Raw genomic sequence first — 21,752 nt, 5'->3', positions numbered from 1 at the left:
TTTTAACCATCAGAACCGTATTATTCATAAACAATAATATTGTTCATAAACAACCTTGGTGAAGATCAATGTTACGACTAGCGCTTATGTAGATAGTGGATAGCAGTCGGAGTAGGTAACAGCGAGTAGAATCAACTCAGTGCGACTTTGATACCCAAGCCGATCAACAGGCCGCCCAGCACTTTATCGACAACTTTTTGTGCCTTCGCCAAACCACGGCGCACCGGTGCACTTTGAATCAGAATAACCAACAAAGGCCACCAGATGACGGCCAGTACCCAGATGATTGAGGCGTACCACAGTTTTTCACCCACGCCGGAGTTAATCTGTAATATTTGTGTGAAAACGGCGAGGAAAAAGAGAGTCGCTTTGGGATTCAATAAATTGCAAAGGTATCCCTGCAAGAATGCGGCTTTCAGTGTGATGGGGGAGAGTGTGGTGCTATCGATGCTGAGCTTACTTTCTCCGCGCGACAGCAGTGCCTGGATACCAATCCAGATCAAATAGCAGGCCCCAGCATATTTCAGGAAATTGAACAGCCACGGTGTGGTGGTGATCACCACGGCCAGGCCAGCCACGCAATAAGACATATGTGTAGCGACGCCCAAAATGACGCCGAGTGCTGTCATCATTGCTGCCGGGCGGCGATAGCGGGCGGCGTTTTTAATCACCAAAAAAAAATCAGGTCCGGGGGAGATCATCCCCAATGTAGCAATAGTCGCGACGAATAAAGAGGTTTCAAGCATAAGGGTACCGAGTGAAAGTGGGGGCTTTTGACGATAATAGCGCCACTGGGGGTTCCCTGCATTTATCTTTTACTCTTTTGATGGATAGTGATGCACGAATATGAGTCTGGACAATGTGATAAGCAGTGAGGTACCAAATCAGAAACAGCGGGAAATCACACGGTTGTGTATCAAGTGTGCATTGTTGCTGCTACAACACGGTGCAGAAAGTATGCTGGTTGAGCAGCTATCCGCGCGCCTGGGTATCGCGTTGGGGATGGACAGTGTCGAAAGTTCCATCTCAGCTAATGCCGTGGTGTTAACCACCATCAGCCAAGGCAATTGCCTGACATCTACCCGCAAAAATGTTGACCGTGGCATTAATATGCATGTCGTGACAGAGGTGCAGCATATTGTGATTATGGCGGAGCATCATTTGTTGGATATAAAAGATGTAGAAAAACGCCTGGAGCATATTAAGCCGCTGCGGTATCCGCGTTGGCTAGTGGTGGTGATGGTTGCTTTATCATGTGGCTGTTTTAGCAAGTTAAATGGCGGTGGTTGGGACGCATTTTCCATCACTTTTTTGGCCAGTGGGCTGGCGATGTTTGTGCGCCAAAGCTTAACAGCCCGCCATATGAACCCGCTGATTAACTTCTGTATCACAGCGTTTGTCGCGACATCCGTTTCTGGGCTGTTAATGCGTTTACCGTTTTTCCACGAGGCTTCCAGCGTAGCAATGGCGGCGAGTGTGCTGCTGTTAGTTCCCGGATTCCCACTGATCAATGCGGTCGCCGATATGTTTAAAGGTCACGTGAATACCGGTCTTGCGCGTTGGGCAATGGCCAGTTTATTGACGTTATCAACCTGTATTGGCGTGATATTCGCGATGGCGATGTGGGGATTACGGGGATGGTGATGAATTTACTCTGGGCATTATTGCAAGATATGGTGTTGGCGGCTATTCCGGCACTGGGTTTTGCGATGGTATTTAATGTGCCGGTGCGGGCATTACGTTACTGCGCATTGCTGGGTGCGGTTGGGCACGGCTCGCGTATGTTGATGATTCATTTCGGTATGAATATCGAGCCAGCTTCATTATTGGCTTCAATTATGATTGGCGTCATCGGCATTAATTGGTCGCGCTGGTTGCTGGCACACCCGAAAGTTTTCACTGTTGCTGCCGTCATTCCTATGTTCCCTGGGATTTCTGCTTATACCGCGATGATATCAGTCGTAGAGATTTCTCATCTGGGTTACACCGAGGCATTAATGTCCACGATGGTGACTAATTTCTTGAAGGCATCATTTATTGTCGGTGCGTTGTCGATTGGTTTATCCTTGCCTGGATTATGGTTATATCGCAAACGCCCTGGTGTATAAGGCTTTTTTCGCCCCTGTTCTGGGTCTTGGGCTAGGAGCAGTCTTATATGTGTGATTAGCCTGCTTATCGCTATCGACGCTGGATTAGGCTTTCCGTATAGTGTGAGCAATTTTTCGGGACTGGCTCTCGCAGCCTACAGGGTTTAATAATGATTATCAGCCTGATCGCTGCATTGGCAGCGGATCGCGTTATTGGTATGGAAAATGCCATGCCATGGCACCTACCGGCTGACTTAGCGTGGTTCAAACGTAACACGCTAAATAAACCGGTAATTATGGGTCGCAAGACATTCGAATCTATCGGTCGCCCTCTACCTGGGCGGTTGAATATTGTTATCAGTAGCCAACCGGGCACTGATGACCGCGTAACCTGGGCTACCTCTATTGACGACGCGCTGGCCTTGGCGGGGGATGTCGCAGAAGTGATGGTGATGGGCGGTGGGCGTGTCTATAAGCAATTCTTAGACCGTGCTAATCGCATGTATCTCACTCACATTGATGCTGAAGTTGGTGGTGATACACACTTCCCAGACTATGAACCTGATGAATGGGAAAGCACCTTTAGTGAGTTCCATGATGCAGATGAGGCGAACTCACACAGCTATTGCTTCGAGATCCTTGAGCGCCGCTAATTGCACTTGCAATCTTAAGTTAGAAAAAAGCGAGGTTGATGACAAACCTATTTTGTCGCACTGAGACTGGCGGGGTGACTGCACCGATGGGCACTCCGACAGTTCACGCCGTTACGACCCATTCGGTACATTTCCCCGCTTATCCACTTTGTTAGTAGGTTTTTCTAATTGTCAGTTTCTAATTATTAATATTTTACAAATAGTTAGACGGATCTTTTACTGCCGCGGTTATTTCGTCAGTTTGGGTTGTTTCAGCTTCAACTTTGAAAGCAGGTTGGGTGAAATAACGTTTATCTTCCCAACGGAGCAGAGTTAAATTGCCCCCCCAGCAACAACCTGTATCCAGCCCATAAATCCCTTCAGGAACCCCTTTTCCTTCCAGCGATGCCCAGTGACCAAAGATAATTGAATACTCAGGGCTGACCAGTCGCGGTAGCTCAAACCAAGGTTTAAGCGGGGCAGGGGCATTTTCTGGCGTGTCTTTACAGATCATATCCAGTTGCCCATTTGGGAAGCAAAAACGCATGCGGGTCAATGCATTAGTGCTAAAACGCAAACGCGCTAAACCGGTCAATTCTGGTGACCAGTTGTTGGGCATATCACCGTACATTGCATCAAGGAATAGCGGGTAGCTATCACTGCTTAAGACGGCCTCTACTTCACGGGCACACATCTGGGCTGTTTCGATATCCCACTGAGGGGTAATACCGGCGTGGGCCATAATCAATTTTAATTCGTCATCAACCTGCAAAACCGGTTGGCGACGTAACCAATTAATGAGCTCGTCAGCATCAGGGGCTTCAAGCAGTGGAGTGATACGGTCTTTGGGTTTATTGCGGCTGATGCCAGCATAAACCGCCAGCAAATGCAGGTCATGGTTACCCAGAACCATCCGGACGGCTGGCCCCAGTGAGCGGACGTAACGTAATACATCCAGTGAAGCCGGGCCTCGGGCAACTAAATCACCGGTCAGCCACAAGGTATCTTGCTGCGAATCAAAGTTCACCTGCGCTAATAGCGCGAGTAACTCATCAAGGCAGCCATGAACATCGCCAATAAGATAAGTAGACATAGTTGAGGTCAGGGTTAATGGATAAGTGCGGGGATCGCTAAACGGAACACCGGAATCACAGTACGGAAAGCCTGACCAAGGTGGTCAACCATCTCATAGTGCCCTTCCATGGTACCCAGCGGCGTTTCTAGAACAGCTCCGCTGGTGTATTGAAACTCGTTACCTGGCAGGATCAATGGCTGTTCGCCAATGACTCCTTCGCCCTGAACTTCTGTCTGTCGGCCATTGCTATTGGTAATTAACCAATAGCGGCCAATAAGTTGCACATTTGAACGGCCCAAATTACGAATCGTCACGGTATAGGCGAAGACAAAACGTTCTTCATCAGGTATCGACTGAGTTTCCACATAGATACTTTGTACCTGTACACAAACGCGGGGCTGTTCAATCATAATGTGCTCCTGCTTATTCTTGTGGTGCCGATTGAGCTGAAAGCCAATTAGCCAGCTTACAGTATTGTGCTACCGAAATATTCTCTGCCCGCATTATCGGGTCAATACCTAATTCGATTAATTGCTCTGAAGTGAATAGGTCACCCAAGCTATTACGCACGGTTTTTCTGCGCTGGTTGAATGCTTGCGTGGTAATGCGGGTCAGCATCCGCACATCGCCCACCGGGTTAGGCATATTCACATGAGGAATAAGACGCACCACGGCTGAATCCACTTTTGGGGCTGGGGTAAATGCAGTTGGCGGCACTTCCAGCACCGGGATGACGTTGCAATAGTATTGCGCCATTACGGTCAGACGGCCATAAGCTTTACTGTTAGGCCCTGCAACCAGGCGGTTAACCACCTCTTTTTGCAACATGAAATGCATATCGCGGATTGCATTAGTATAGCTGAAAAGATGAAACATCAGCGGGGTCGAGATGTTGTAGGGCAAGTTACCAAAGACCCGTAATGATTGCCCTGCTTGCTCTGCTAGCTCAGAAAAATTGATTTTCATCGCATCTTCTTGATGGATAGTGAGCTTGTCTTTCAGTTGAGGATGGCTAGCCAGACGAGCGGCCAAATCGCGGTCTAGCTCGATGACTGTCATATGATCCATACGAGCGGCTACTGGTTCAGTCAATGCGCCTAAACCGGGGCCAATCTCTACGACCGCTTCACCAGGAACCGGATGGATAGCGGAGACAATGCTGTCGATGACAAACTGATCGTTTAAAAAGTTTTGTCCAAAGCGTTTGCGGGCAAAGTGCCCTTGGTGGACTCTATTATTCATTGCTGTTATTTATCATTTTAATGGCTAAGTTTAATGCCGTAATGAAACTGCCGACATCAGCAGAACCGGTTGCGGCGAGTTCTAAAGCGGTACCGTGATCCACAGATGTGCGGATAAAAGGTAGCCCGAGTGTGATATTGACCGCTCGGCCAAACCCTTGATATTTCAGTACTGGCAACCCTTGATCATGGTACATGGCAAGAACGGCATCGGCATGTTGCAGATATTTAGGCTGAAATAGTGTGTCCGCGGGGAGCGGGCCGATAAGGTTTATTCCTTGCTGACGCAATGCCTCTAACGCAGGAATAATGGTATCGATCTCTTCATGGCCCATATGACCACCTTCGCCCGCATGTGGATTCAGCCCACACACATAAATCTGTGGTTGGCTAATACCAAATTTGGTTCTCAGGTCATTATCAAGAATGGTGATAACTTCATGCAGACTAGCCTGAGTGATGGCCCCCGGCACTGCCAGTAAAGGCAAGTGAGTGGTTGCCAACGCGACACGCAGCTCTTCTGTTGCCAACATCATCACTACCCGTGGGCAGTGGCTGCGGTCAGCAAAGAACTCAGTGTGCCCGATAAAAGGGATTCCTGCATCATTGATAATGCTTTTCTGTACCGGGCCAGTGACCAATGCGGCAAATTCGCCACTGATTGCGCCATCACAGGCTTTAGCCAGTGTCTCCACCACATAGTGGCTGTTTTTGATATCAAGCTGACCGGGGATCACCTCAGCGGCAATTTTCACTGGCAAGATAGTCAGAGTGCCAGCTTGTTGCGCCAATGCGGATTGATCTTGCTGATATTCACGGAGCTGCAATGGCAGGTTAAGTTGGTTGGCGCGAGCAAGTAGCAAGGCCGGATCAGCGCACACCACCAGCTCAACAGGCCAATCCTGCTGTGCTAAGGCGACGACTAAATCCGGCCCAACCCCGGCAGGCTCGCCGGGGGTGATAACAATCCGATTATTGTGTTTTTGCATCACTACCATCAAGAATTTTCACATAAGCTGCGGCGCGTTGCTCTTGCATCCAGGTTTGAGCTTCTTCTGCAAACTTACGGCTAAAGAGCATACGGTACGCCCGATCTTTCTGTGCTGCATCAGTTTTGTCTACCTGACGGGTATCAACAACCTGAATTAAATGCCAGCCGAAAGAAGAATGAACCGGTGTGCTGATTTCGCCTTTTTTCAGTTTCATCAGTGCATCACGGAATGCGGGATCATAGATGTCTGGCGAAGCCCAACCCAAATCACCACCTTGCATAGCAGAACCCGGATCCTGAGAAATTTCTTTGGCGATAGTGGCGAAGTCGGTTTTCCCGCTCTTAATATCCGCAGCCGCAGCCGCTAACTTGGCACGGGCCTGATCGTCAGTCATGACCGGTGACGGTTTTAGCAAAATGTGGCGGGCGTGAACTTCGGTAACAGAAACCGTGTTATCACCACCACGGATATCATTCACTTTCAGAATATGGAAGCCGACACCGGAACGGATTGGGCCAACAACATCACCTTTGTTAGCTGATTGCAGTCTTTCCGCAAACAAAGAAGGCAATTCCTGCAATTTACCCCAGCCCATCTGGCCGCCTTTCAGCGCCTGAGAGTCAGCTGAGTTGGCGATAGCCAATTTACCAAAATCAGCCCCGCCTTTGATGTCAGAGACCAATTTGTTAGCCACATCTTCAGCCTGATCAACCTGTTGTTGCGACGGGTTTTCAGGTAATGGGATCAGGATGTGGCTGAGGTTCAATTCCGTATCACCGCTGGTTTGGTTACCCACTTGTTTTGCCAGCGCTTCAACTTCTTGCGGCAGAATCGTTATACGGCGGCGTACTTCATTGTTACGCACTTCTGACGTCAGCATTTCTTTGCGGATTTGCTCACGGTAAGTGTCGTAATTCAGACCGTCGGCCGCTAAACGGCTACGCATCTGGTCAGGAGTCATCCGGTTTTGCGCGGCAATATCAGCAATGGCTTTATCCAGCGCTTCGTCACTGATAGTAATGCCCATCTTCTTGGCCATCTGTAATTGGATATTATCCATGATCAGGCGTTCAAGAATTTGATGACGCAATGTCGCATCATCCGGCACTTCTTGCCCTGCTTGCTGTGCATTCAGTTTCACTGATTGTAACAGGCCGTCGACATCGCTTTGCAGGACGACGCCGTTATCAACCACTGCGGCAACTTTATCAACTTCTTGTGGTGCTGCGAACGCGGTATTGGCACAGACAACCAATCCGAGAATAAGCGTTCTCCAGTTCTTCATACCTTTTCCATTTATGTAATCCGCTTTAGCGGGTTAAAATTCACTGTATTCAGTGTGTTACACAGTATCAGAATGCACTTTGATAAGGCAGAATACCTGAGCCTAGCATCTGCGTAGTCCCCAGGCTATGGTCGCTGCTCAGACCTCGTAATTCGATGTTAAAGCTAATTTTGTTGTCATATTTGCTGGTTTCATTTCGCGTATTCCAGCCCGTAATTTTCCGTTCATAACCTAAGTTAATTGCCCAACAGCAAGTATTGTATTGTACGCCAACCAATTGACTTGCAGGCTGATTGGCTTTGGTATCGTAATAATAAGCCCCAACCAATGCCCAGCGGTCAGCAACCGGCCAACTGGCCGTGGTGCCAATCTGAGAAATGCCCTGTTGGTAGCCTGGGCTTCTCACGTTAGGCACTGCTGCTTGAATATATTCCGGGCTGGCATAGCGATAATTCAGTTGAATCATACGCTCTGAGTCTTTTCTATACTCCATTACCGCATTACCCAGGGTTAAACTCCCCAAGCGGGTATCATACTGCGCGCCGCCTTTCAGGCCCAGTTGGTCACTAATGCGCCAGAAGGAATCACCCGCCCAAACCAAGCTACCGGTATCATCACTATTATCAATGCTTTCGATATTACCGGTACGCGAACGGCTAAAGTAATAGATTTGACCCACTGAAATGTTAAAACGTTCAACCAGTTCATCATCATAAATGCGAGAAGTTAAACCGGTGGACACCTGATTGGCTGAAGCTATGCGATCGAGACCACTATAAGTACGGTCACGGAACAGGCCGGAGTAGTCCGACTGCATCAGTGTGGTGTCGTAAATATAGATATCATCCTGATTCCGGTAAGGAACGTAAAGATACTGTACGCGCGGCTCCAATGTTTGGGTGAAACCTGTTGCCCAGTCCATTGGCCGGTCAAAGACCACTTTTCCGTCCACTTTAAACTGTGGTATCACGCGGTCAACTGAGTCTTTCAAGTCAGGAACTATCGCTTTCTGGCCTTTCTGTCTTTTATAGTAGGTAGCAAAGCCGTCTGGAACATCTTGCTGATAATGGGTTGCCAGTAATTTAGCTTCGGTATTTAAGCTACCCCAACCGTTGGCTAAGGGCAGATTCACTGACGGTTCGAGATGGAAACGGCTGGCTTCCGGATTATACGGACTGACGCTGGTGAATTTGGCCGCTTGGCTATAGACATGTAAATCAAACGGGCCAATATCATTTTTGTAGTAGTTCATGTCCAGCTGAGGCTGGGCGCGGTAAGCATTACTGTTACCACCGGTAGTAAATACCTGGAACTGTTTGGAGGCCAGGGTGGCATCCCAGTTCTGGTTAGCATAACCCACACTGAAAATTTGTGTGGCATAGCCGTCAGTAGTCGAACCGTATTGTGAGGTTAAATCGGTAAAATAAGTCGGGTCACTGACACGGGTATAGTTGACGTTGAAGCGCCAGACTTTATCCATCACCCCCGAATGGCTCCAGTAGTACAACCAGCGGGTCGCATCTTTATCGGTGCCATCAGTCCCGTGATATAAGCGGTCATTTGGGAGCCAATCCAACGCCATGGTACCAATACCGGGGGCCAGCAAATAGCGGAACTCATTTTGCCACTGCAAACCACGCCGCTCCATGTAATGGGGGGTGATGGTGGCATCGAAGTTTGGCGCAATGTTCCAATAATACGGCAGCGTAAATTCAAAGCCGTTATTACTGGTGTACTTAGCATTTGGGATCAGGAAGCCAGACCGGCGCTTGTCACCAATCGGTAATTGCATGTATGGGCTGTAGAAGACCGGCACTTTGCCAATTTTAAAACGAGCATTCCAGATTTCTGCGACTTGTTCTTCGCGGTCATGGATCACTTCGGAGCCCACTACGCTCCAGCTATTATCACCGGGTAAGCAAGAAGTGAATGTCCCATTCTCTAAAATGGTATAGCGGTTTTGGCCACGTAATTTCATCTGGTCTGCGTCACCACGCCCCTGACGACCAACCATCTGATATTTGCCTTTATCCATATCAGTATCTTTGGTATTCAGGTTTGACCAGCCTTTTGGCCCTTTCAGCTTAATTTGCGGATCGTCGTAATTAACGTCACCGGTTGCTGTGACGGTACGAACCGGAATAGCTTCGCCCGGCTTTTGTACTTGATTTAGCTCAACCTGATTAGCCGTCAGGGTGCTATTGCCTTGTTGGACAATAACATTGCCGGTGAACAGGGCATTATCCGGGTAATTGGCTTCGGTTTTATCCGCATTAATACGAACCGGCAGCTGATTCGGATCGCCTGTGACCAAAGGTTGGTCATAGGTCGGTACCCCAAGCATACATTGCTCGGAAAGGTCAGCCAGAGTGTGCTGGCTATATAGTGCCGTCCATATCAATGTGGCCAGCAGTGTTGGGAATCTTTTTTTCATACGCGGTTTTGGTGTTCCGTCATCGGGGGGCATCATGCCGGCAAACGGTCTGAGACTATATTACTCATCACAGTTGCGCTAGCGTTAAATCCGGCCGTTTACACGTCTCGCTGTTAGGCGCTGAGCTGAATGCCGAGTATGATAATGCAAATTTTGACTGACGGCATGATGAATTGAGGAGTATATGCGGTATTGGGGAAAACTGCTCGGTCTGATATTGGGCTTTATGTCCGGTGGCGGCTGGGGTGCAATCTTGGGGTTGCTGGTTGGCCATATGGTCGACAAGGCGCGTAGTACAAAGCGCCGCGGCTATTTTGCCGATCAACAAACACGACAATTAATTTTTTTCCGCACCACTTTTCAGGTCATGGGGCATTTAACCAAGGCCAAGGGGCGGGTGACGGAGGTTGATATTCAACTTGCCAGCCAATTGATGGATAGAATGCAATTGCATGGCGAGGCACGAACAGCGGCACAGCAAGCGTTCCGCGAGGGGAAAGAGAGTGGGTTCCCGTTGCGTGAAAGATTGCAGCAACTTCGTGGTGTTTGCTTTGGTCGTTTTGATTTAATTCGGATGTTTCTGGAAATTCAGTTACAAGCCGCATTTGCTGACGGCTCTTTGCATCCTAATGAACGGCAGGTTTTGTATGTCATTGCTGAAGAATTGGGGATCTCCCGTGGTCAGTTTGATCAGTTCCTGAGCATGATTGAGGGCGGGCGTCAGTTTGGCGGTTGGCAGGGCCAGCAGAGTGGTTATTCTCAAGGAGGCTACCAGCAAGCGCCACAAGGCCCGACATTGGCGGATGCCTGCAAAGTGCTGGGTGTCAGCAGCACGGATGATAGTGTGACCATCAAACGGGCTTACCGTAAGCTGATGGGAGAGCATCATCCAGATAAGCTGGTGGCGAAAGGTTTGCCGCCGGAAATGATGGAGATGGCTAAGCAAAAAGCTCAAGAGATTCAAGCCGCGTATGATTTGATTAAGCGCGAGAAAGGATTTAAGTAAGGGTGGTGGTGTCAGCGAAACCAAAACTAGATCGGATCTTCTGTTCCGATCTAGTTTGATTCTGGCCCGATCTACTACTGAAAAATTAAAACTCTGGATCGCAGGTAAAATGCATTGCTGTGCCAAATTCCGGGTGAGTAATACATAACTCTTGAGCATGTAACTGCAACCGGGGAGCCATCGCTTTCGCTTCGGGATGGGCATAGAAACCATCACCGAGGATTGGGTGACCCATCGCCAGCATATGAACCCGTAATTGGTGTGAACGGCCGGTAATGGGGGATAACTTCACTCGCGTACTGCCGTCCGCATCCCGAGATAACACTTGATACTGAGTTTGCGAAGATTTACCGGTTTCGTAACACACTTTTTGTTTGGGCCGGTTCGGCCAGTCGCAAATTAAAGGCAGGTCAATCAACCCTTCATCTTGCGCCAAATGGCCCCATACCCGCGCAATATAAGATTTTTTCGGCTCGCGCTCGCGAAATTGCCGCTTCAGCTCGCGCTCAGCCGCTTTGGTCAAAGCCACCACAATCACGCCACTGGTTGCCATATCCAGCCGGTGAACAGATTCAGCCGTAGGATAATCCGCCTGAATACGCGTCATGATGCTGTCTTTGTTCTCCGGCGCACGGCCAGGTACAGAAAGTAATCCGCTCGGTTTGTTCACCACCATGATGTGCTCATCCTGAAACAGGATGAGCAGCCAAGGATCGCGTGGGGGGTTATAGGGTTCCATTACTGGTGCGTCACCACCACCAAACGAATGGCATCTAAACGCCAGCCCGCCTGATTCAAGTTTTCCAGCACCATCTTACGGTTATGTTCCAGAGTCTCTATTTCGTCATCACGAATATTAGGGTTAACTGCTTTTAGGGCTTCCAGACGTGACAGCTCAGTGCTCAGTTTGTCATCCGCTTCATGTTTAGCCGCTTCAATCAGTAAACGTGCCTGTTCTTCAACCAAGGCTTCTGCTTGCTGTAACATCGCGTGAACTTCTTGCTGAACCGCGTTGACCAACTTGCTGGAGGTATGGCGATTGACGGCATTCAGTTGACGATTAAAGCTTTCAAATTCAACCTGCGCGGCCAAATTGGTGCCATTTCTATCCATCAGCATCCGCACCGGCGTCGGGGGTAAGAAGCGCGTCAGTTGCAAGTGTTTTGGTGCTTGCGCTTCGACCACATAGACCAATTCCGCGAGCAGAGTACCGACCGGCAATGCTTTGTTTTTCAACAAAGAAACTGCACAACTGCCGGTATCGCCGGATAAGATCAGATCCAAACCATTACGGATGATCGGGTGCTCCCAACTGACAAACTGAGCATCTTCGCGCGATAGCGCTTGTTCGCGATCAAAAGTCACAGTGCAGCCATCTTGCGGCAGCCCTGGGAAGTCCGGCACCAGCATGTGATCAGAGGGGGTCAGTACAATCAGATTGTCACTGCGATCTTCTTGATTGATCCCCACAATATCGAACAGATTCAGGGCGAAACTGACCAAATTGACGTCATTATCTTGGTCAGCAATGATTTGTGCCAGTTCTTGCCCATGTTCCCCGCCATTGGAATGCATTTCTAGCAGGCGGTCACGGCCCTGTTCCAATTGGAGTTTCAGCCCTTCGTGCTGCTGGCGGCAGGTGTGGATAAATTCATCCAACCCTGCCTGCTCATTCGGCGTCGCCAGATAGGTAATCAGTTCCTGATAACCGCTATCATAAATGGTGCGGCCGGTCGGGCAGGTGTGCTCGAAAGCATCCAAACCTTCGTGATACCAACGCACCAGCACGGCTTGCGCGGTATTTTCCAGATAAGGCACCATAATTTGAATTTCACGGTTTTGACCGATCCTATCCAGACGGCCAATACGTTGTTCGAGCAAGTCTGGGTTAAAAGGCAAATCGAACATCACCAATTGGCAAGCAAACTGGAAGTTGCGCCCTTCAGAGCCTATTTCAGAACACAGCAACACCTGCGCGCCATCTTCTTCAGAAGCGAAATAGGCCGCCGCACGGTCGCGTTCAATCAGTGATAAACCTTCATGGAATACTGCCGCGCGGATAGCTTCGCGCTCGCGCAACACTTGTTCAAGCTGCAAGGCGGTGGCGGCTTGGGCGCAGATAACCAGCACTTTCTCACTGCGATTGGCCGTCAGGTAGTTAAGCAGCCATTCAACCCGAGGGTCAAAGTTCCACCAAGTGGCATTTTCGCCCTCAAATTCTTGGTAGATTTGCTCTGGATAAAGCATGTCTTTGGCGCGTGCTTCCAGAGTTTTCTTCGCACTCATAATGCCAGAGACTTTAATGGCTGTTTGGTATTGAGTCGGTAGCGGTAGCTTAATCTGATGCAACACACGGTGTGGGAAGCCTTTCACCCCATTACGGGTGTTGCGGAACAAGATACGGCTGGTGCCATGTCTGTCCATCAGCATAGTCACCAGTTCTTGGCGTGCGGCTTCGCTGTCTTCAGTTTGACTGTTTGCTGCTTTCAGCAGCGGCTCAATATCTTGCTCATTAATCAGCTCGCCGAGCAGATTCAGCTTGTCGTCAGTTAAGCGCTCGCCGCCCAGCAGCAAGGTGACTGCATCGGCGATTGGGCGGTATTTTTGTTGCTCATTAACGAATTCTTCGTAATCGTGGAAGCGATCGGGATCAAGCAGGCGCAAGCGAGCAAAGTGGCTCTGCTGGCCCAGTTGTTCAGGGGTGGCGGTCAACAGCAACACGCCGGGGATATGCTCGGCGAGCTGTTCAATCACTTGATATTCGCGGCTTGGGGCCTCTTCACTCCAGGCCAGATGGTGCGCTTCATCCACCACCAGCAAATCCCAGGAGGCATCTGCCAACTGTTCCAGGCGCTGTTTATTACGGCGCACAAAATCCAGTGAGCAAATGACCATTTGTTCGGTTTCAAATGGATTGCTGCTGTCGAGCAGGGATTCGGAGTAGCGGCTGTCATCAAACAGCGAGAAGCGCAGATTGAAGCGGCGCAGCATTTCGACCAACCACTGATGTTGCAAGCTTTCCGGCACCACAATCAGGATGCGTTCAGCACGGCCTGACAGCAATTGTTGGTGGATAATCATCCCGGCTTCGATGGTTTTACCCAAGCCGACTTCATCGGCCAGCAAGACACGCGGTGCATGGCGCTGACCCACTTCATAAGCAATATGTAATTGGTGTGGGATCAGGCTGGCACGAATACCGCGCAAACCACTCCATGGCAAGCGGAATTGCTCACTTTGATATTTACGGGCGCGGAAACGCAGTGCGAATCGATCCATACGATCAATTTGGCCTGCAAATAATCTGTCCTGCGGTTTGCTAAAAGTCAGTTTGCTATCGAGCAACACTTCACGCATAGAAACGCCGGTTTCTTCGGTATCCAGGCGGGTGCCGATATAGGTAATCAGCCCATTTTCCTCAGACACCTCTTCCACTTTCAGCTGCCAGCCTTCGTGGTGAGTGATGGTATCACCCGGATTGAACATGACGCGGGTAATTGGCGAGTCATTTCTGGCGTAAAGGCGGTTTTCACCGGTGGCGGGAAACAGTAAGGTGATCATGCGTACGTCAATGGCAACGACGGTACCCAATCCAAGTTCGCTTTCTGTGTCGCTGATCCAGCGTTGACCAAGTGTAAAAGGCATAAATTATCGGCTCGATTTTTTTGTTGGACAGTTATTAGTAATAAGGTTTTTGTAAATTTAAGTGCGTATAGAGAACAAAAATAAAATTGCTGGCAATAGTTTACCGCCCACGCAGCTTACGTGGCTGACGAGTCTGTCTGAAAATGACAGGATTCGATTACACGGTTAATTATAACCAGTCGGTTATGTAAATGTGATTGATGCGAATTTTGGCAAGGGCGCTATGGTAATGGAAGCAGAGCCTTTCGTCACCTGTAAAATACCCGTCATATTTCAAGCTGCATGTGTGTTGGCTGCTTTCGCTCATCGGAATCACTTACTGGTCTTGACCTTAAAAAAATAAGTCAGCTCATCGAGATTTACTCAATTGCCGCCTTCCTGCAACTCGAATTATTTAAGGTATTAAGGTATCAGAATAGCCCCATCTGACCGGTGATGAGTGTGGTGAAGTCATCATGCATAAAAGGCAGTATCGCGTCTGCCACGGGCTGGAGCTGTCGCGTCAGGTAGTGATCGTAATCAATTGGGGATTGCCGAGTTTCAAGGGGTTCCGGGCCGGCAGTGGTCATGACATAACTTATCCAGCCGCCATTCTGATATTGCAACGGCCGCCCCAGCTTGCGGTTAAACTCATCCGCCAGGCGCGCCGCTCTGGCATGGGGCGGGACATTACGCTGGTAGTCGTCGAGCCGCCGCCGCAAGCGCTTGCGGTAAATCAGTTGCTCGTCTAATTCGCCATTGAGGGTGCGGGCGACATAATCGCGCACGTAGTCCTGATAAGGTTGCTGCTGGAAAATCCGCAGGTACAGCTCGCGCTGGAATTGCTGAGCCAGTGGTGTCCAGTCGGTGCGCACCGTCTCCAGCCCTTTATAGATCATTTGATCGCCCGCAGGGGTGGATATTAGCCCGGCATAGCGCTTTTTACTGCCTTGCTCCGCGCCCCGGATGGTGGGCATCAAAAAGCGCCGATAGTGAGTTTCAAATTCTAATTCCAGCGCGCAGGGCAAATCATAGGTTTCACGGATATGGGTTTGCCACCATTGATTGACATACTGCACCAGCTCTTTGCCAATGCGCGAGGCCTGCTCTTCACTGTGGGCGTTTTTCAGCCAAACAAAGGTTGAATCGGTATCGCCATAAATAACCTGATAGCCCCGTGCTTCAATCAATTCGCGGGTTTGGCGCATGATTTCGTGGCCGCGCAGAGTAATTGAGGACGCCAGCCGGGGATCGAAAAAACGGCATCCGCTGGAGCCAAGCACGCCATAAAAGGCATTCATAATGATCTTCAGTGCTTGGGATAACGGCTTGTTTTGTTGGCGTTTTGCGGCTTCTCGCCCCTGCCAAATCTGGTTAACAATCGCCGGCAGGCAGTGTTTTTCACGTGAGAACCAAGCCCCGCGAAAGCCCGGCACGGAATGTTGCTCATCCGGCAGGGCCATACCTGCCACCAATCCCACCGGATCAATCAAAAAAGTGCGGATAATCGACGGATACAGGCTTTTGTAGTCGAGCACCAACACCGAGTCATACAATCCTGGCTGAGAATCCATCACAAAACCGCCAGGGCTGTGCTCTTCGGGCAACTCGCCTAAATTGGGTGCGACATAGCCAATGCGGTGCATCCGTGGCAGATAAAGGTGGGTAAATGCTGCCACTGAACCGCCATTGCGATCCGCCGCCAGCCCGGTGACAGTCGAGCGCTCAAGTAAGAAACTCAGTAGCTCAGTTTTGGCAAAAATCCGCGTCACCAACTCGCAGTCTTTCAAGTTGTAGTGGGCCAGTGCTGGCTTATCATGGGCAAAACGGTGGTTGATTTCATCCATCCGCTGATAGGGGCTATCACTGGCTTTTCCCTCGCCCAGTAAGGTCTGGGAGACCGATTCCAGACTAAATGATGGGAAATTCCAGGTGGCGGATTTCAGTGCTTCGATCCCATCGATAATCAACCGCCCCGCAGCCGACGCAAAAAAGTGCCCCTGTTTAAAACCGTGTTCGCGCCACTCCAGTAGGTTGCCGCCCCGGCCAAAACGCAGCGGGATTTGATAGCGGTCGGCGTGTTTTTGTAACACGCGCAGATCAAATTGCACCAGATTCCAGCCAATGATGGCATCGGGATCATGCCGCTCCAGCCATTGGTTGAGTTTTTCCAGCAACAGCGGGCGGCTGGCGACATATTCCAGATTGAAATCCAGTGCGGCTTCATCGGCCTGATGGCCATTGGGCGGCCCCAGCATGTAAACCTGCCGCTGGCCGCAGCCCTCTAAACCAATGCAATAAAGTTCCCCGTGTTCGCTGGTTTCGATATCCAGTGATACCAGTTTTAGGGTTGGACGGTAATCCTCGGCCGGTTTCATTTGGGTATTGAGTAGTGGGCCGTTGCCATTATCTTCGCCGCTAAACCAGACCGGCGCGGTAATAAAACGCTCCATGAGAAAACGTTCTGGCGGGCGAATATCGCCTTCGTAGACATTCACGCCACTTTCTCTGAGCAGTTTTTCCAGGCGGATTAATTGGCGATGTTGGGTGCAATAAAGGCCCAGAACCGGGCGTTGGTGGAAATCGGTCAATTCAAGCGGGCGCAGTTGCCAGCGGCGTTCATTACGCAGCACGGTTTCAGCCCGTTGCCGCTGTTCGGCTGGGATAAATGCCACCGAAGGTTGAGGCGGCAGCCGGACTTGCTGCGGGCCTTCATCGGTGGCTAACCAGAATTCAACTTCGGTGCCTGCCTGCGTGTCTCGCCAGTGGCGGGTGAGCAGGAAGCCCTGACGGGTTTTCCCCACGGTGCTAACCTTTATAGGTAATGTACAGGCTATTTTATTTGTCATTTTGAACTTGGGTCGTGCTCGATATCCTCAGGTAGCCATGATTCACAATGTCATGGTGTACGCTCCGGTTTCGCCGCGCTGTCCGCATCCAAATTGGCTGCAACAATAACGCCTGAGAGTTTATGCTATCTTAGTATGGGTATTTATACAGTATTTGTCTATTTTAATGATGATTTCTATTCGCTCGATGTATACCCAAAGTCATTGGAATTACAGGTAGGCAGCAAGTGGGCGAATCCCGATGAGTCTATTCATTTTAAGGTCAACGGCCCGTAAGTGATTTGGCGAGTAAGCGCAGCTAACAACCCTGCGGCTTCAAGGACGAAGGGGAAATTTGTTGATTGACTCATTTCACGCAGCACCGGACAATCCCCCGCGCCTTAGCCTTGGGTGTTAACCAACGGACAAATCTATGGAAGCCTATTTATTACATTTATTGACGCAATCTCTGGCTTTCACGCTATTTGTCGTCATGCTCGTCACTTTTCTCGAATCTTTAGCTTTGGTGGGGATGTTGCTGCCCGGCACGGTCATGATGACCAGTGTAGGCGCGTTGATTGGCAGTGGGGAAGTGGGCTTTTATTCTGCCTGGGCTGCTGCCACTGTAGGCTGTCTGGTGGGGGATTGGGCCTCGTATTTTATCGGCCGCCGCTTCAAAGAGCCGCTGCACCGCTGGTCTTTCTTGAAAAAGCATAAATCGCTGTTGGCGAAAACTGAGCATGCTTTGCATAACCACAGCATGGCAACGGTGCTGCTGGGGCGCTTTATTGGCCCGGCGCGGCCTATTGTGCCGATGGTCGCGGGGATGCTCAATCTGCCGCCAGTGAAATTTGCCTTGCCCAATGTGATTGGTTGCCTGACATGGCCGCCGGTCTATTTATTCCCCGGTATACTGGCTGGTGTCGCCATCGATATTCCGCCGAGTGCCAATAGCACGATGTTTAAATGGCTATTATTTGCGGTGGTGGTGCTGATTTGGCTGGCATTGTGGCTGTCATGGCGCTGGTGGCGCTTTGGTAAACGCAGCCCGGACCGCCTGAGCAAATGGTTGCCTTTGGCCCGCTTGCGCTGGGTGACGCTGCTGTCCATTATCGTGGCGATTGCCAGTTTTGTTTGGCTCCATATGCAGCCCATCATGCCGCTTTATCGCCATTTGTTATGGAAGGTATTAGCGGGCTAATCCCCTTCGCCTTGACGCGGCAGGGGCTAGTCGCTCTATCAACTACAGGGGAATAATCCCCAGCACACTGGCTTCCGGCGCACTGCCGTTGACCAGTGCCTGGGTGGGGCCGTCATAGTAAATGCGCCCACCCACCACTAATAACGTGCGCTCGGCAATGCGGGCGGCGTCATCCAGATTGTGCGACACCATCAACAAGGTCAATTGGCGATTTTCGCAGACGTTTTCGACCAGTTGCAGCATTTCATTGCGCAATGCCGGGTCTAGTGCGGAAAAAGGCTCGTCCAGCAGCAGGATGGGTTGGCTGCGCACCAGACAGCGCGCCAGTGCCGCCCGCTGGCGTTGGCCGCCGGAAAGCTGCGCCGGTAGCCGGTCGAGGCACTCTTCCAATCCCACTTGTTGCGCTATCTGGCCGAGCAGCAACTTTTGCTCATGATTGAGTTTTAGCCCCGGATGCAAACCCAGCCCAATGTTCTGTTCGACATTCAAATGCGAGAACAGATTATTTTCCTGAAACAACATCGACACCGGTCTTTGGGCCGGCGGTGTATAGGTATGGTCTTGATTATTCAGCATCATCCGGCCACTGGCCGGTGCCAAAAACCCTGCAATCAAGCTCAATAGCGTGCTTTTTCCCGCTCCGCTGGGGCCAAGAATAGCCACCCGCTCACCGGCTTGAATGCGCAAATCAAAACGCATCGGTAAGTGGTCGTATAAATAGGTGATTTTCTCAAGCTTTAGCATGGCGGCTCGGCAGTTTTTCAATAAGAGTAAACAGCAGGAAACACAGTAACAGCAGCAGCAGGGCGGTCACCGCGCCATCATTGCTACGATAAGACCCTATCTGTTGATAGAGATAAAATGGCAGGGTGCGGAAATGCTCGTTACCAAACAGCGCGACCACACCAAAATCCCCGATAGAAAGCACACTGGCGAAGGCCAGCGCTTGAGCCAGTGGGCGTTTCAGTGCCCGTAACTCAATATGGCGCACACGATGCCAGCCGCGAATATCCAGTGATAAGCACAGTGGCGTATAGCGCTCAGCCAGATCGCGCATCGGGTTATCCAACACTTTTAATGCATAGGGCACCGCCATCAGCGCATTGGTCAAAATCACCAATGCATAAGGTGATTGCGGCAAGCCCAGCGTGTCATTGAGTAATAAGAAAAAACCGGTGGCCAGCACGATCCCCGGCATCGCCAGAATCACCATGCCGCTGATATCCAAGGCTTGTCCGTAAGCTGCGTGGTGGCGCAGTTTCAGCTCACGGCTACTCCATAGCAGCATCATGGTCAGAGTGACACACAATAATCCTGCGCCAATGGCGATGATCAGTGAGGTAAAGAAAGCTTGCCACAGCGCCGGTTGCTGTAGCACGGTCAAGATTGTTTTATTGCTGCCATCAATCACGACGGCGAGTAATGGCGGCACCATCAATAATAATGCTGCCCCGATTAACAAGGTATCGCTAATGCGCGACCACGAACTGTCTTGCTGACTACGCCACTCCTGACCGTGGGTATTCCCCACCGCTAACACTGAACTTAGCCGTTGGCTCAGCACCACCAAGCCCAGGCAACAGCCCAGTTGAATCAGTGCCAATAATGCGGCGCGCCCCAAATCGTAGTCATAGCTAAGCGCCTGATAAATAGCCAGTTCGATGGTGGTGGCTTGCGGCCCGCCCCCCAGAGAAAGCACGGTGGCAAAGCTGGCAAAACACAGCATGAAAATCAGCGCGGCAGTCGGCAGAATTTGGCGGCGCAGATAGGGCCATTCGACCCAGCGAAAATGCTGCCAGCCGTTCATGCCCAATTGGGCGGCTAACTGGCGCTGTTCAACGGCAATGCTTTCCAATGACTGCAATAACAAGCGGGTCGCCAGCGGCATATTAAAGAAAATATGCGCCAGCAAAATCCCTTGTAAACCATAGGGTGAGAAGCGGTAATCCACCCCCCAGCCAGCCCAACAGCGCCGCCAGCCAACCTTGGCGGCCATACACTGTCAGAATGCCAAAAATGGCGACCAGCACCGGCAGCACCAGTGTCATGGCGCATAAGCGCAGCATCAGTTGGCGGCCAGGGAAGCGGCGGCGGTATAAGGCGCGCGCCAAAAAAATCGCCGGAATAACGGACAGCAGCGCAGAAAGAAACGCCTGCCAGAAAGTGAAGCGAATCACATGCCACAGATAGCGGTCATGCCAGATGCTTTGCCAGTCGGCTGCCGGGGCATGACGCCAGATAGCGCTGAACGCCAGCAAGGCGACACCGACTATCAGCAAGGCCGCCAGCAGCCCCGGCCACAGCCAGGGGGCGATTAATGGCTGACGGCGGATTGCCATGTTTGAATCCATTTACCGCGATTATCTGCCACGTCTTTTGCATCAAACTGTAAAGCTTTTTGCGGCACGGTGAGTGTTTCAAATCCAGCCGGTAAATCCATTTTGATCACTGGATACATCCAGTTGCCGGTCGGAATATGATTCTGGAATGCAGGGGTGACCATAAACTGCATAAAGCGCTGCGCCAGTTCCGGTTGTTTGCTGGACGCCACCACACCGGCCACTTCCACTTGCAGATAATGGCCTTCGCTAAAATTGGCCGCGGCATAGTTGTCTTTCTTCTCTTCAATCAGATGGTAAGCCGGAGAAGTGGTATAGCTCAGCACTAAATCGCCTTCACCTTTTAGGAACAAGCCGTAAGCTTCGCTCCAGCCTTTGGTCACGGTGACGGTTTTTTTCGCTAATTTTTGCCATGCTTGCGGGGCTTGGTCGCCATAGACTTTTTGCATCCACAACATTAAACCGAGGCCCGGTGTGCTGGTGCGCGGGTCTTGATAAATCACTTTCCACGGCTCTTGGCTGTCGACCAATTCTTGCAGGCTTTTCGGCGGGTTTTTCAGTTTGTTTTTGTCATACACAAAAGCAAAATAGCCGTAATCGTAGGGGACGAAAGTGTTATTCTGCCATTTTTCCGGCAAAGTTAGGTCGCTGGTATCTACCTGACTCGGCACGAATAATCCGGTTTGCTCTGCCGCTTGAACCAGATTGTTATCTAAGCCTAACACCACATCGGCCTGACTATTTTTACCCTCCATCCGCAAGCGGTTCAGCAGGGAAACACCGTCTTCCAGTGCTACAAATTTCAGCTGGCAATCACACTCGGCTTCAAAGGCTTTTTTAATCGACGGCCCGGGGCCCCAATCAGCCGCGAAAGAATCATAGGTATAAACAGTCAATGTGGGTTTATCAGCAGCGACGGCAGCAGCAGACAGCAAAAACAAGCAGGAAATCATGCGTTTAAACACTTTGCACTCCTTAAGGATAAAGGTGGCAAAGGTATCTGAGGCG

Annotated in this window: 17 protein-coding genes and 1 pseudogene; 5 read left to right on the top strand and 13 right to left on the bottom strand. The window is 50.6% G+C overall.

Annotated elements, in window-relative coordinates; genetic code table 11:
* Nucleotides 1-131 precede the first annotated feature (131 nt).
* A complete protein-coding gene (locus DX162_RS02770) occupies nt 132-746 on the bottom strand; it encodes a LysE family transporter (protein WP_004392426.1) in 615 nt (204 codons plus the stop codon).
* Between the two features lie 100 nt (nt 747-846).
* Here DX162_RS02770 and DX162_RS02765 point away from each other — a divergent pair, with 100 nt between their 5' ends.
* From DX162_RS02765 to folA, 3 genes are all read left to right on the top strand, one after another.
* The gene (locus DX162_RS02765; protein ID WP_032820788.1) at nt 847-1,644 is read left to right on the top strand and encodes a threonine/serine exporter family protein; all 798 of its coding nucleotides are present in this window, start codon (nt 847-849) and stop codon (nt 1,642-1,644) included.
* Entirely contained in the window at nt 1,644-2,108 is a 465-nt protein-coding gene (locus DX162_RS02760) for a threonine/serine exporter (RefSeq protein WP_172460423.1), read from the top strand. Before DX162_RS02765 ends, DX162_RS02760 begins: the two co-directional genes overlap by 1 nt.
* Nucleotides 2,109-2,260: 152 nt before the next feature.
* Nucleotides 2,261-2,740: a type 3 dihydrofolate reductase gene (folA, locus tag DX162_RS02755; RefSeq protein ID WP_172439448.1), complete on the top strand. Its 480-nt coding sequence runs from the start codon at nt 2,261-2,263 to the stop codon at nt 2,738-2,740.
* 193 nt (nt 2,741-2,933) lie between these two features.
* Here folA and apaH read toward each other — a convergent pair whose 3' ends face one another.
* The 6 genes from apaH to lptD form a co-directional block, all read right to left on the bottom strand.
* Entirely contained in the window at nt 2,934-3,812 is an 879-nt protein-coding gene (gene apaH, locus DX162_RS02750; RefSeq protein ID WP_004392429.1) for a bis(5'-nucleosyl)-tetraphosphatase (symmetrical) ApaH, read from the bottom strand.
* 14 nt (nt 3,813-3,826) lie between these two features.
* The gene (gene apaG, locus DX162_RS02745) at nt 3,827-4,204 is read right to left on the bottom strand and encodes a Co2+/Mg2+ efflux protein ApaG (RefSeq protein WP_032820792.1); all 378 of its coding nucleotides are present in this window, start codon (nt 4,202-4,204) and stop codon (nt 3,827-3,829) included.
* A 13-nt stretch (nt 4,205-4,217) separates the two neighbouring features.
* Nucleotides 4,218-5,036 carry a 16S rRNA (adenine(1518)-N(6)/adenine(1519)-N(6))-dimethyltransferase RsmA gene (gene rsmA, locus DX162_RS02740; protein ID WP_032820794.1) on the bottom strand — a complete coding sequence of 273 codons (819 nt, stop codon included), beginning with the start codon at nt 5,034-5,036 and terminating at the stop codon, nt 4,218-4,220.
* Entirely contained in the window at nt 5,029-6,024 is a 996-nt protein-coding gene (gene pdxA, locus DX162_RS02735; RefSeq protein WP_032820795.1) for a 4-hydroxythreonine-4-phosphate dehydrogenase PdxA, read from the bottom strand. The genes rsmA and pdxA overlap by 8 nt, the downstream gene beginning before the upstream one ends.
* On the bottom strand, nt 6,008-7,312 hold the full coding sequence (gene surA / locus DX162_RS02730) for a peptidylprolyl isomerase SurA (RefSeq protein WP_032820796.1): 1,305 nt from the start codon (nt 7,310-7,312) through the stop codon (nt 6,008-6,010). Before surA ends, pdxA begins: the two co-directional genes overlap by 17 nt.
* Before the next feature lie 67 nt (nt 7,313-7,379).
* The gene (lptD, locus tag DX162_RS02725) at nt 7,380-9,746 is read right to left on the bottom strand and encodes an LPS assembly protein LptD (protein WP_032820805.1); all 2,367 of its coding nucleotides are present in this window, start codon (nt 9,744-9,746) and stop codon (nt 7,380-7,382) included.
* Nucleotides 9,747-9,930: 184 nt separating this feature from the next.
* Here lptD and djlA point away from each other — a divergent pair, with 184 nt between their 5' ends.
* Nucleotides 9,931-10,752: a co-chaperone DjlA gene (gene djlA / locus DX162_RS02720; RefSeq protein ID WP_004392435.1), complete on the top strand. Its 822-nt coding sequence runs from the start codon at nt 9,931-9,933 to the stop codon at nt 10,750-10,752.
* Nucleotides 10,753-10,837: 85 nt separating this feature from the next.
* On the opposite strand, the gene rluA is transcribed toward djlA, so the two are convergent.
* The 3 genes from rluA to DX162_RS02705 all read right to left on the bottom strand — a co-directional run bounded on the left by rluA (nt 10,838) and on the right by DX162_RS02705 (nt 17,180).
* Nucleotides 10,838-11,491 (bottom strand): bifunctional tRNA pseudouridine(32) synthase/23S rRNA pseudouridine(746) synthase RluA, encoded by a 654-nt coding sequence (rluA, locus tag DX162_RS02715; protein ID WP_032820798.1) that lies wholly within the window; start codon nt 11,489-11,491, stop codon nt 10,838-10,840.
* Entirely contained in the window at nt 11,491-14,397 is a 2,907-nt protein-coding gene (gene rapA, locus DX162_RS02710; protein WP_032820799.1) for an RNA polymerase-associated protein RapA, read from the bottom strand. The genes rluA and rapA overlap by 1 nt, the downstream gene beginning before the upstream one ends.
* A 410-nt stretch (nt 14,398-14,807) precedes the next feature.
* Nucleotides 14,808-17,180 (bottom strand): DNA polymerase II, encoded by a 2,373-nt coding sequence (locus tag DX162_RS02705; RefSeq protein ID WP_004392437.1) that lies wholly within the window; start codon nt 17,178-17,180, stop codon nt 14,808-14,810.
* A gap of 457 nt (nt 17,181-17,637) precedes the next feature.
* Here DX162_RS02705 and DX162_RS02700 point away from each other — a divergent pair, with 457 nt between their 5' ends.
* On the top strand, nt 17,638-18,405 hold the full coding sequence (locus DX162_RS02700) for a DedA family protein (protein ID WP_004392439.1): 768 nt from the start codon (nt 17,638-17,640) through the stop codon (nt 18,403-18,405).
* Between the two features lie 42 nt (nt 18,406-18,447).
* On the opposite strand, the gene thiQ is transcribed toward DX162_RS02700, so the two are convergent.
* From thiQ to thiB, 3 genes and pseudogenes are all read right to left on the bottom strand, one after another.
* Entirely contained in the window at nt 18,448-19,149 is a 702-nt protein-coding gene (thiQ, locus tag DX162_RS02695; RefSeq protein ID WP_032820801.1) for a thiamine ABC transporter ATP-binding protein ThiQ, read from the bottom strand.
* Nucleotides 19,136-20,744 (bottom strand): annotated as a pseudogene (thiP, locus tag DX162_RS02690) (thiamine/thiamine pyrophosphate ABC transporter permease ThiP). The gene thiQ and the pseudogene thiP overlap by 14 nt, the downstream one beginning before the upstream one ends.
* Complete coding sequence (gene thiB / locus DX162_RS02685) at nt 20,720-21,709, bottom strand: thiamine ABC transporter substrate binding subunit (protein WP_032820807.1); 990 nt, start codon at nt 21,707-21,709, stop codon at nt 20,720-20,722. Before thiB ends, thiP begins: the two are co-directional and overlap by 25 nt.
* Between the last annotated feature and the right edge of the window lie 43 nt (nt 21,710-21,752).

Origin of the sequence: Yersinia kristensenii (assembly GCF_900460525.1) — a bacterium.
Classification (GTDB): domain Bacteria; phylum Pseudomonadota; class Gammaproteobacteria; order Enterobacterales; family Enterobacteriaceae; genus Yersinia; species Yersinia kristensenii.
The sequence above is the reverse complement of the archived record's forward strand: the minus strand, read 5'-3'. Positions and strand labels throughout refer to the sequence as shown.

Excerpts from the sequence above, each read along its gene's own strand:
- DX162_RS02770 (WP_004392426.1), bottom strand. The coding sequence starts at position 746 with ATGCTTGAAACCTCTTTATTCGTCGCGACTATTGCTACATTGGGGATG.
- DX162_RS02765 (WP_032820788.1), top strand. The coding sequence starts at position 847 with ATGAGTCTGGACAATGTGATAAGCAGTGAGGTACCAAATCAGAAACAG.
- DX162_RS02760 (WP_172460423.1), top strand. The coding sequence starts at position 1,644 with ATGAATTTACTCTGGGCATTATTGCAAGATATGGTGTTGGCGGCTATT.
- apaH (WP_004392429.1), bottom strand. The coding sequence starts at position 3,812 with ATGTCTACTTATCTTATTGGCGATGTTCATGGCTGCCTTGATGAGTTA.
- apaG (WP_032820792.1), bottom strand. The coding sequence starts at position 4,204 with ATGATTGAACAGCCCCGCGTTTGTGTACAGGTACAAAGTATCTATGTG.
- rsmA (WP_032820794.1), bottom strand. The coding sequence starts at position 5,036 with ATGAATAATAGAGTCCACCAAGGGCACTTTGCCCGCAAACGCTTTGGA.
- pdxA (WP_032820795.1), bottom strand. The coding sequence starts at position 6,024 with ATGCAAAAACACAATAATCGGATTGTTATCACCCCCGGCGAGCCTGCC.
- surA (WP_032820796.1), bottom strand. The coding sequence starts at position 7,312 with ATGAAGAACTGGAGAACGCTTATTCTCGGATTGGTTGTCTGTGCCAAT.
- lptD (WP_032820805.1), bottom strand. The coding sequence starts at position 9,746 with ATGAAAAAAAGATTCCCAACACTGCTGGCCACATTGATATGGACGGCA.
- djlA (WP_004392435.1), top strand. The coding sequence starts at position 9,931 with ATGCGGTATTGGGGAAAACTGCTCGGTCTGATATTGGGCTTTATGTCC.
- rluA (WP_032820798.1), bottom strand. The coding sequence starts at position 11,491 with ATGGAACCCTATAACCCCCCACGCGATCCTTGGCTGCTCATCCTGTTT.
- rapA (WP_032820799.1), bottom strand. The coding sequence starts at position 14,397 with ATGCCTTTTACACTTGGTCAACGCTGGATCAGCGACACAGAAAGCGAA.
- DX162_RS02700 (WP_004392439.1), top strand. The coding sequence starts at position 17,638 with ATGGAAGCCTATTTATTACATTTATTGACGCAATCTCTGGCTTTCACG.
- thiQ (WP_032820801.1), bottom strand. The coding sequence starts at position 19,149 with ATGCTAAAGCTTGAGAAAATCACCTATTTATACGACCACTTACCGATG.